At 70.3% G+C, this 10192-nt stretch carries 6 protein-coding genes and 2 pseudogenes; 3 read left to right on the top strand and 5 right to left on the bottom strand.

Annotated elements, in window-relative coordinates:
• Nucleotides 1-47 precede the first annotated feature (47 nt).
• The 4 genes from E4099_RS22745 to E4099_RS22760 all read right to left on the bottom strand — a co-directional run bounded on the left by E4099_RS22745 (nucleotide 48) and on the right by E4099_RS22760 (nucleotide 4880).
• Nucleotides 48-1460, bottom strand: a complete 1413-nt coding sequence (locus E4099_RS22745; RefSeq protein ID WP_135340968.1) for a GH1 family beta-glucosidase — start codon at nucleotides 1458-1460, stop codon at nucleotides 48-50.
• A 114-nt stretch (nucleotides 1461-1574) separates the two neighbouring features.
• Entirely contained in the window at nucleotides 1575-2492 is a 918-nt protein-coding gene (locus E4099_RS22750) for a carbohydrate ABC transporter permease (RefSeq protein WP_386390105.1), read from the bottom strand.
• 17 nt (nucleotides 2493-2509) lie between these two features.
• Nucleotides 2510-3532: a carbohydrate ABC transporter permease gene (locus E4099_RS22755; RefSeq protein WP_135340969.1), complete on the bottom strand. Its 1023-nt coding sequence runs from the start codon at nucleotides 3530-3532 to the stop codon at nucleotides 2510-2512.
• A gap of 7 nt (nucleotides 3533-3539) precedes the next feature.
• Nucleotides 3540-4880, bottom strand: a complete 1341-nt coding sequence (locus tag E4099_RS22760) for an ABC transporter substrate-binding protein (RefSeq protein WP_135340970.1) — start codon at nucleotides 4878-4880, stop codon at nucleotides 3540-3542.
• Nucleotides 4881-5157: 277 nt separating this feature from the next.
• On the opposite strand from E4099_RS22760, the gene E4099_RS22765 reads away from it, so the two are divergent.
• Nucleotides 5158-6204 carry a LacI family DNA-binding transcriptional regulator gene (locus E4099_RS22765; RefSeq protein ID WP_135340971.1) on the top strand — a complete coding sequence of 349 codons (1047 nt, stop codon included), beginning with the start codon at nucleotides 5158-5160 and terminating at the stop codon, nucleotides 6202-6204.
• Between the two features lie 25 nt (nucleotides 6205-6229).
• Nucleotides 6230-6662, top strand: a pseudogene (locus E4099_RS22770) (transposase); the annotation flags it as partial.
• Nucleotides 6663-7589: 927 nt separating this feature from the next.
• Here the strand turns inward: E4099_RS22770 and E4099_RS33715 are convergent.
• A pseudogene (locus E4099_RS33715) lies at nucleotides 7590-7864 on the bottom strand (IS5/IS1182 family transposase); the annotation flags it as partial.
• A gap of 943 nt (nucleotides 7865-8807) precedes the next feature.
• Between E4099_RS33715 and E4099_RS22780 the strand changes: the two are divergent.
• Nucleotides 8808-10192: ATP-binding protein (locus E4099_RS22780; RefSeq protein WP_209446697.1), on the top strand; the 1385-nt coding region annotated here is incomplete at its 3' end.

The following is a 10192-nucleotide window of genomic DNA, read 5'->3' on the forward strand; positions in this document are numbered from 1 at the left end:
GTGCCCTTCCCCGCCCCCGCGAGGAGCGCGGGGAAGGGCACCCCTGATCAGACCAGTTCGCCGGTCCGGGCCAGCCTCCCGTACCAGTGGGCGCTGGACTTGGGGGTGCGGGCCAAGGTCGCGTAGTCGACGTAGACCGCGCCGAACCGCTTGCTGTAGCCGTACGCCCACTCGAAGTTGTCCATCAGCGACCACAGGAAATAGCCGCGCAGATCGGCGCCGTCGGCGCGTGCGCGGTGGGCGGCGGTGAGGTGGGCGCGCAGGTAGTCGATGCGCAGCGGGTCGTGCACCGTGCCGTCCGCCTCCGGTTTGTCGTCGTAGGCGGCGCCGTTCTCGGTGATGTACAGCGGCACGCCCGGCGCCTCGCGGGTGTAGCGCATCAGCAGCTCGTACAGGCCGGTCGGATCCACCGTCCAGCCCATCTCGGTGCGCTCACCCGGCGTCCGGTGGAACGCCACACGCTCCGAGCCGGGCCAGGGCGAGTGCTCGCTGGCGCCGTGGCCGTCATGGCGGACGGGGCGCTCGTCATGGGCGGCGGCCGACACCAGGGCCGGTGTGTAGTAGTTGATGCCCAGTGCGTCCAGCGGCTGCCGGATAGCCGCGAGGTCGCCGTCGCGGACGAAGGACCAGTCGGTGAGGGACGCGGTGTCCGCCAGGAGGTCCTCGGGGTACGCGCCGCGCAGCAGCGGGCCGGTGAAGACCCGGTTGGCCAGCGCGTCGATGCGCCGCTGGGCGTCCAGGTCCTGGGGACTGTCGGTGAGCGGCCGGACCACCGACGGGTTGAGGCTGATGGCGATCCGGGCGCGGGCGGGCAGCGCGGCGCGCAGCGCCTGGGTGCCCAGGCCATGGGCGAGGTTGAGGTGGTGGGCCGCGCGCAGCGGGGCGAGCCGTTCGGTGCGTCCCGGGGCGTGCACCCCGGAGCCGTAGCCGAGGAACGCGCTGCACCACGGCTCGTTGAGGGTGGTCCAGAAGTCCACGCGGTCGCCGAGCGCCTCGGCCACGATCCCCGCGTACTCGGCGAACCGCTCGGCGGTCCCGCGCGCCGGCCAGCCGCCGGTGTCCTCCAACTCCTGGGGCAGGTCCCAGTGGTAGAGGGTGAGTACCGGCTGGATTCCGGCCGTCAGCAGCTCGTCGACCAGCGAGCGGTAGAAGTCCAGCCCGCGCTGGACGGCCGGACCGCGGCCGGTGGGCTGGACCCGGGACCAGGAGACCGAGAAGCGGTACGCGCCCAGGCCGAGCTGGGCCATGAGGCGGACGTCCTCGCGGAAGCGGTGGTAGTGGTCGACGGCCACATCGCCGGTGTCGCCGCCGAGCGTCTTGCCGGGCGTATGGCTGAAGGTGTCCCAGATGGACGGGGTGCGGCCGTCCTCCTGCGCGGCGCCCTCCACCTGGTAGGCGGCGGCAGCAGCGCCCCACAGGAAGTCGGGCGGGAAGGTGAGGCTCAAGGGAAGCGCTCCCATTCGAGGTCATGGTGCGAGACGGAAGGAGACGAGAAGAAGGGGGGAGAAGGTGCGTAGGGGAGTGGGGAGGGAGAGCGGGTGGCCGCGTGTGCCGGTCGCGGCCACCGCGGGAGATCAGCCCTTGACCGCGCCCTGCATGATGCCTCCGACGATCTGCTTGCCGAAGAGCAGGAGGGCGATCAGCAGCGGCAGGGTGCCCAGCAGCGCCCCGGCCATGATCACCGACTCGTCGGGGATGTAGCCGCGGCCCAGCCCGGTCAGGGCCACCTGCACGGTCGGGTTGCCGTTCTGGGTGAGGGCGATGATGGGCCAGAAGAAGTCGTTCCACGCCTGGACGAAGGTGAGCATGCCCAGCACCGCCATGGCCGGACGGGCCGTCGGGAAGACGATGTGCCAGATGATCCGCACACTGCTGGCGCCGTCCATCCGCGCCGCCTCGATCAGCTCGGTCGGCAGCGCCTGGGACAGGTACTGCCGCATGAAGAACACCCCGAAGGCGCTGACCAGCGTGGGCAGGATCACCGCCTGCAGCCGGTCGGTCCACTCCAGCTCGGCGATGGTCATGTACAGCGGGACCACGCTGAGCTGGGGAGGCACCATCATGGTGCCGATGGTCAGCATCAGCAGCAGGTTCTTGAACCGGAAGCGCAGCTTGGCGAAGGCGAAGCCGGCGATGGTGGAGAACAGCACGGTGCCCAGGGCGATCGTGCCGGCCACCACGGTGGTGTTGAGCAGCGCGGCGCCCATGTTGGCGTCATGCCACGCGGTGTCCAGGTTCTTGAAGAGGTTGCCGCCGAACCAGAAGGGCGGCGGTGTCTCGGCGAGCCGGGTGTTGGTGCGGGAGGCGGCGATGGCCGTCCACACCAGGGGGAACAGCGAACCCATGGTGAACAGGATCAGCACGGCGTAGGTCAGCTTGCCGCCGTGCATCTGCCGGCCGGCGCCCTTGGCTCCCCTGCGGGTCCGGCCGCCCCGGCTCCCACCGCCCTCGGCGGCCTCGGCGGCCGTGTCGGAAGAGATGACAGTGCTCATGGTTCTCCCTCGGGCACTCACTGGCTTTTCCGCAGCCGCCGGGCTATGACCGCGTTGACGGCGGCGATCAGCAGCAGGATCAGGAACATCGTCCAGGCGATCGCGGAGGCCCGGCCGAGGTGCAGGTTCACCCAGCCCTGCTCGTACAGGTACAGGCCGAGCGTCTGGTACTGGTGGTCGGCGCCCCCGGTGGCCCCGGCGGCGCCGTTGAACAGCAGCGGCTCGCCGAACAGCTGGGTGGCCCCGATCGTGGAGACCACGACCGTGAACAGGATGGTGGGCCGCAGCGAGGGGATGGTGACGTGGAGGAACTGCTGCCAGCGCGAGGCGCCGTCCAGCGCCGCCGACTCGTACAGGTCGTCGGGCACGGCCTGCATGGCGGCCAGGTAGATCAGCGCGTTGTAGCCGGTCCACCGCCAGACGACGATGCTGGACACCGCGATCTGGGAGGTCCAGCTGCCGTTCTGCCAGTCGATGTGGTCGATCCCGACCAGCCCGAGCGCCCAGTTGACCATGCCGTAGTCGCGCCCGAAGAGCAGGACGAACACCAGGGTCGCGGCGGCCACCGAGGTGGCGTACGGGGTGAGGATCGCCACCCGGAAGAACGTCGAGCCGCGCAGCCGGTAGTTCAGCAGATGCGCGAGGCCCAGAGCCATCAGCAACTGCGGAACGGTCGACATCAGCCCGATGGTGAAGGTGTTCCGCAGGGCGTTCCAGAAGAACTCGTCGTCCCACAGCCGGGAGTAGTTGTGCATCCCCACCCACTCCATGTGGGTGGGGTCGGTGAGCTCCACCCGGTGCAGCGAGGCCCAGCCCGTGTAGAGGAGCGGGAAGAGCCCGAAGGCGGCGAAGAAGACGAAGAAGGGGGCGACGAAGGCGTACGGGGAGTACTTGATGTCCCAGCGGTAGCGGCGGCTGCGCCAGGCACGGCGCCGCGGCCCGGCCGGGTCCGGGGTCTTGGCGACGGGGCGCTGGGCCGTGCCCCCCTGGTCTGCGGGGGGCGCGGCAGCACCGGCCGTGGAGCCGAAAGGGCGTGTCATCCCGGGATCACTGGTCCAGCGCGTTGTCGATCGTCTTGGTCGCGGCCTTCCAGGCGTCCTCGGGCGACTTCCCCTGCTGGTCGACCTGGAGCAGCCCGATGTCGGTGATGTTCTGCTTGATGAGGTCGTCCTTCGGGCCCAGGATCTGGGTCGGGACGCCCTTCGCGGCCGCCGCGAAGATCTTGCCGGTCGGCGCGTCGCCGAAGTACGGGTGCCGGGCGTCGGCCACCTGGGGCAGGCGGTAGGCGGCCTGCGCGCTCGGGAAACTGGCCTGCTTCTGGAAGACCTTGGCCTGCTGCTCCGGGGCGGTCAGCCAGGCGGCGAGCTTGACCGCCTCCTCCTTGTGCTTGGCGGCCTGCGGCACCGTGATGAAGGCGCCGCCCCAGTTGCCGGGCTTGGGAGCGGCGGCCACGTCCCACTTGTCCTCGGCCTTGGCCCCGGACTTCTCCTTGATGTAGCCGAGCATCCACGGCGGGCAGGAGACGGTGGCGAACCTGCCGTTGGCGTACGCCTGGTCCCAGGACTTCTGGAACTGCTGGAGCTTGGCGGTCAGCTTGGCCTGCGAGGCGGAGACCGCCAGGTCCCACGCCTCCTTCACGGCCGGGCTGTCCTTGTAGATGAGCTTCCCACTCCGGTCGTAGTAGCGCTCAGCGCTGCTGGAGATCACCGCGTTGTAGACGCCTCCGGCGGAGTCCACGAAGCTGGTCCCGTCCGGGGCGTCGGCCATGTACCTCTTGCCGATGTCGACGTACTTCTGCCAGTCGCCCGCCCACAGCCGGGCGACCTCGTCGCGGTCGGTGGGCAGCCCGGCCTGCTCGAAGAGGTCCTTGCGGTAGCAGATCGCCGTCGGGCCGATGTCGGTGCCCAGGCCGATCGTCCTGCCGTCCTCGGTGGTGGCCTGGGCCCACTTCCAGGGGAGGTAGTCGTCCTTCTCGACCCCGGACGCCTTCGAGAGGTCGACGAACTTGTCCGCCTGGGTGGTGGTGACCTCGTTGATATTGGCGACCTCGACGGCCTGGATGTCGGCGAGGCCGCTGCCGGTGCCGAGGTGGGTCAGCAGCTGCGGGTAGTAGTTCTCGTTGCGCTCGATCGAGGACTCCTCGATGCGGATGTCGGGGTGGTCCCTCATGTACTCGTCGTAGAGACCGGCCTGCTTGTAGCCGAAGACGCCGAAGGTGCCGACCGTGATGGTGGTCTTGCCCTTGCCCCCACCGCCGCCGCTGCCACCGGAGGAGCCGCCCGAGTCGTCGCTGTCCTCGGCGCAGCCCGAGAGCAGTGCGGCGCCGAGGGCCGCCACGGCGGCGAGGGCGACCGCCCGCTGCCGGTACGTTCCAGAACTTCTGCGCATCAGCGTCCTCCTTGACGCCCTGACGTACCGCTCCCGGCCAAGAAGTGGCGCTACGTGGGGGTTTGTGGTGCATCGGCTCGGGCGGGGAACGTGCGGGTTGTGTAAGTGTCAGGTAGCGTGGGAGCGCTCCCACGTTGATGAGTTGAAGAGTCGCGGCTCCTTGCGGGGGTGTCAAGGGAACGTGCGGAAGTCCTTGCCCCACTCCTGCGCTTGAATGTCCCGACGGCATCCAAGCGGGGTGGTTCTGCTCGGTGTACCGGACGGCTGGAGGCGCGAGATGGCAGGAACCCGACGACGCGGGGCGGGACGGGGAAGGCCCACCCTGGAAGAGGTCGCGGCCCGCGCGGGGGTCGGCCGCGGCACCGTGTCCCGGGTGATCAACGGCTCGCCGCAGGTCAGCGAGCGCGCCCGGCTGGCGGTGGAGCGGGCGGTGGCCGAACTCGGGTACGTACCCGACCGGGCGGCCCGCGCGCTGGCCGCCAACCGCGCCGACACGGTGGCGCTGGTCATCCCGGAGCCGGAGACCCGGCTGTTCGCCGAGCCCTACTTCTCGGACATCATCCGCGGCGTGAGCGCCGAACTCGCCGAGGCCGACCTGCAACTGCTGCTGATCCTCATCCGCACCCCCAAGGAGCGCCAGCGCTTCGCCGAGTACCTCTCGGCGCACCGGGTCGACGGGGTGCTGCTGGTGTCCGTGCACGCCGACGACCCCCTGCCCGACCTGCTGGAGCGGATAGAGGTTCCCGCGGTGCTGGGCGGCCGCCGCTCGGCGCACGAGTCGGTGCCGTACGTCGACTCGGACAACGCCGGCGGCGCGCGGTGCGCGGTGGAGCACCTCATCGAGCGCGGCCGCGCCGCGGTGGCCACCATCACCGGGCCGTTGGACATGTACGCGGCGCGGTGCCGCCTCGACGGCTACCGCGCGGCGCTCCGGACGGCCGGCCGGGAGGTGGACCCGGAGCTGATCGAGGCCGCCGACTTCACCGAGGAGGGCGGCCGGCTGGCGATGCGCCGGCTGCTGGCGCGCCGCCCCCGTCTGGACGCCGTCTTCGCGGCCTCCGATGTGATGGCCGCGGGCGCCCGCCAGGTGCTGCGGGAGGAGGGCCGCCGGGTGCCCGAGGACGTGGCGCTCGTCGGCTACGAGGACTCGGCCGTCGCCCGCCACATGGACCCGCCGCTCACCAGCGTCCGGCAGACCACCCAGGAGATGGGACAGGCGATGGTCCGGGTGCTGCTGCGGGAGATCGAGTCGCGGAGCGAGCGCACCGCGGACCGCCCGCGGCTGGTGCTGCCGACCGAACTGGTGCGACGGGGGTCGTCGTAGGCCGTGTCTGATAATTGATCTTGTGGTGGGTCGGGGCGAGTTGACGGATGCGGCGTGGGAATGGATAGCCCCCATGCCGACGGGCTTGATGGACGTGGACGGCCGTGGCGGGATCACCGGCAGGTGGTCAACGGGGTGTTGTGGCGGTTGCGGTTGCGGACCGGTGCTCCGTGGCCTGACCTGCCGGCACGCTGTGGGCCGTGGCAGACGGTCTATGAGAGGTTCGCCCGCTGGGGGAAAGCCAACCGGCTGCGACGCGACCAGATCGGTGGCAGGCCACCGGCCTTCGACCGTGAGCCGTACAAGGCGCGCAACGTGGTCGAACGCTGCTTCGGCCGCCTCAAGCAGTTCCGCGCGATCGCCACCCGCTTCGACGAACTGGCCGATCGCTACCGGGCGGGAGTCCACCTGGCTCACTCATCCTCTGGCTCAGCGAACCCAACCGAGATCCTTTCGCCGGGCGGCGACGGTGTCGTCCCCCGGTGCCAGACGCCGGCGTCCAGGGGCGCGGTCCACGATCTGCGGCCGGGTTCCAGCGCACACAGTGCCGAGCGCCGCGGTGCTGCATAGGGGTTCCACCGGCACGGTCCGGTGGTGTAGTGGTCTTGGATGATGCGCGCGGATTGAGGGGGGACGGGGTGGCGGAGATGGATCCTTTACCGCGGCTGACGCCGGAGACTGCGGCGTTTGCGCAGTGGCTGCGGAACATGGTTGGCCGATGGCCGCAACAGGAGTTGCAGGATGTCTGCCGCGTCGACGATGTGGTGTGGGAGCAGTACCTCAGCGGCCAGCGGCTTCCAGGACTCCGCGAGGGTGACAACTTCGTACGGCTAGTAGTGGATCGGTGTGTCACTGATGCCAACAAGCAGGAACAGGCGTATGCACAGGGCACTGCATGGCTGCGCCGGGCCTGGGAGGCCGAACACAGCAAGCCCTGGAGGGTGACACCACCGCCGCCACATCCGCCCGCACCTCCACTCCCAGCAGTACCGCCCCGGCCAACAGCACCACCCCAGCCGGTTGGTCCGCCACCACTGAACAAACCAGGACGCCGCCAACGCCGCCTGCTGCGAGTCGGCTACGCCGCATCTCCTCTCGGCTATTGCATTCTGTGGGGGGTCATACATCATTTTGTCGAAAATGTCGACAACAAGGAGCTGTGGCGATGGGTTTCTCGAGCCAATGCCGTGTGGATGGTCTTGTCGTTTGCTGGCTTGGCAGCAGGTGTGCGGCTGCTTGCCAGCACCTCGCCGGGAACCCGTGATCGCTTACTAGGTATCGCCTGCACTGTTTGGAGTAGCGCTTGGGCGCTGTATTGGTTTGAGTGGCATTACGGCGACAATTTTTTTTGGCTTCTAGGTATCGAACCGTGAATTGTCGATCCAGGGCAGGCCCCGGCCGTCGCAGGCGAGATGGACCTTGGTGGTCAGCCCGCCGCTGGACCGCCCGAACGCCTGGCGAGCTGCCGCGCGTGCCGGACCTTCCAGCTCGTCTCCCGCCTTCGCCCCCTTTCGCGGACACCGGCGGCGTGCTGGTGAGCCCGGCTGGCCGTGGAGTCGACCGACACGGTCCATTCCGCACTCCAGGCGGAGTCGTCACGGACCTGGGCCCGCTCCAGCAGCCGGGCCCGGGTACCGTCCGACCCCCAGCGGGCCTGCCGACTACCTCGCATTGGCGCATGCCGAGAAGGGCAGCTCTGTCCTGCATCGCCTCGTTCAGTGTCCGTACCCCTTCGCCCGGCAGGCTCTGGCCGCCAATCCGCGTACCCCGCACGCGGCTCTCCTGGAACTGGGCAAGGCTCGCGACAGTGCCCGGAACGACAACCGGCTCCTTCGCCTCCTGGCCGAACATCCCGGTGCAAACCGCATCGTTCTCCGGGCTGTGCTCTCGATGGCGTTGCAGCGAAGCTTGACGAGGGCGACCGACCGCCAATCGCCCAGGGGAGCGGGCTCGGCGAGCCCGGCCGACGGGGTATCCAGCGCGCGGAGCAACTGGTCGGCCAGGCCCGGCCAGCCGGGCTCCGGACCCCGGTCGGGAAGGATGCCGGCCCAACGGAGCAGGACATCGTCGATCTCCGGGGCGTCGGCGCCGAGGCACTCGAAGCGCCCGATGAGGCGCCGCAGCAGTGCACGGAAGTCCTCGCCCGTCTCCACGCCATTCGTCACCGCGCGAGAGTAGGGCCGCACGGTCGGGTCCGTCGACCGGATGTCAGGGCAGGGTCCGGCGGCTGGGCGGGGAGTTCGGGGCGTGGTGGGTGAGTTGCCCGAGAATTTCCGATGTTAATTTCGTACGTCAGTGCACCCCGGTGATATGGGCTTAACCGCCGCGACTATGCCACGGACCTAGCTAAGCTCCCTGTTGCGCAGCGCGTTCCCGCGACTACGACCAGTTGCCGCGGATGGGGAGCGCGCCGCCCGTCGCGCGCGGACCCGGGCGTTCCTGGGGTCCTGGGTTCACGCGCCCGGATACACCGCCGTGACGGCGCCGCGACGATGAGCACGTGAGCGCGATCCGGCGGCCGAGTCGTCGCCATGGACCCGTCTGCCGTATCCGGACCGTCCACGTGCGACGTCCCCCAACCTCCCGACGCATTGAGGATGTCGATGGTTCGTGCCGGTACCCCGCAGAGCCGGAGCTCCGCCTCCTCCGGCCTGTGGACACTCCTTCCCACCCTGGTCGCCGCCTGCACGGTGGCGGCCGTGCTGCTGACGCCCGCGGAGGCGCGCGCACCCGTCGCCTGGTGCGGGGCCGTGGCGACCCTGGCGGTGGCCCTGGCGGCCGGCGAGGCGATACGGCGCGGACGGGTCCTGGCCGAACAGCGTCGGCGGCACGCCGAGCAGGAGGCCCTGCTCCGCCGCCGCCTGGTCGACCAGCAGGCCGAGACCGTGCGACTGGCCGAGGAACTGCTGCCCAAGGTGGTGGAGCGGCTGCAACTCGGCGTACAGCCCGACGCCGTACTGGAGGGCATCGCCTGCGAGACCCGTCTGGACCCGGAGTTCGAGACCGCCCACCACGCCGTGCTGCGCTCGGTGGTGCGCACCGTGGAGGCCGAGGAGGCACTGCGCGACTCCGCCCAGCGCGCCTTCGTCAACATCGCCCGCCGGGTGCAGGCCCTGGTCCACCAGCAGGCCATGGACCTGCGGGACATGGAGGACAAGCACGGCAACGACCCCGACATCTTCGCGGACCTGCTGCACATCGACCACGGCACGGCGCTGATCGGCCGGCTGGCGGACAGCATCGCCGTGCTCGGCGGGGCCCGCCCCGGCCGGCAGTGGCAGAAGAAGGTCCCGCTGTTCAACGTGTTGCGCGGGGCGATGTCCAGGATCATCGACTACCAGCGGGTCGACCTCCACTCGGTCGCCGACATCGCCATCGTGGGCCCGGCCGTCGAGCCGGTCATCCACGCCGTCGCCGAGATGCTCGACAACGCCACCCGCTACTCACCGCCGCAGACCCGGGTCCATCTGACCGCCACCGAGGTGCAGACCGGCGTGGCCATCGAGATCGAGGACGCCGGGGTGGGGCTCACCGACGACGCCGCCCGGCGCGCCGAGCGGCTGCTCGCCGGATCGCCCACCGGGCTGGACCTCAACGAACTCGGCGAATCCCCCCGGCTCGGCCTCGCCGTGGTCGGGCGCCTGGCCAAGTCCCACGCCTTCACCGTCTCGCTGCGCTCCTCCGCCTACGGCGGGGTCCGCGCCGTCCTGGTGGTGCCGAGCGAGTTGACCGCGCCCACCCCGACCCCCGGCGGAGACATCGCACGCGCCATGGTCCTGCCGCCGCCCAAGCCCAAGCTGAGGCCGCTGGCCACCCCGCCGATCGACCCGGCGGGCGCCGAATCCCCGTTCCCGCCCGCCTCCGGAACCGGCGGACTACCGCAGCGCCGCCGCCGGATCCCCGCGCCCGGACTCCGCCCCCGCTCCGCCGGCACCGTCTCCATGGCACCGCCCCGGCCCATCGGGCCCAGGCCCTGTCTCTTATACAC

Source organism: Streptomyces palmae (assembly GCF_004684805.1).
In the GTDB taxonomy this organism is placed as follows: domain Bacteria; phylum Actinomycetota; class Actinomycetes; order Streptomycetales; family Streptomycetaceae; genus Streptomyces; species Streptomyces palmae.

Bases quoted from the DNA above. Each gene is read 5' to 3' on its own strand.
- E4099_RS22745 (WP_135340968.1), bottom strand. From the start codon at position 1,460: ATGGGAGCGCTTCCCTTGAGCCTCACCTTCCCGCCCGACTTCCTGTGG.
- E4099_RS22750 (WP_386390105.1), bottom strand. From the start codon at position 2,492: ATGAGCACTGTCATCTCTTCCGACACGGCCGCCGAGGCCGCCGAGGGC.
- E4099_RS22755 (WP_135340969.1), bottom strand. From the start codon at position 3,532: ATGACACGCCCTTTCGGCTCCACGGCCGGTGCTGCCGCGCCCCCCGCA.
- E4099_RS22760 (WP_135340970.1), bottom strand. From the start codon at position 4,880: ATGCGCAGAAGTTCTGGAACGTACCGGCAGCGGGCGGTCGCCCTCGCC.
- E4099_RS22765 (WP_135340971.1), top strand. From the start codon at position 5,158: ATGGCAGGAACCCGACGACGCGGGGCGGGACGGGGAAGGCCCACCCTG.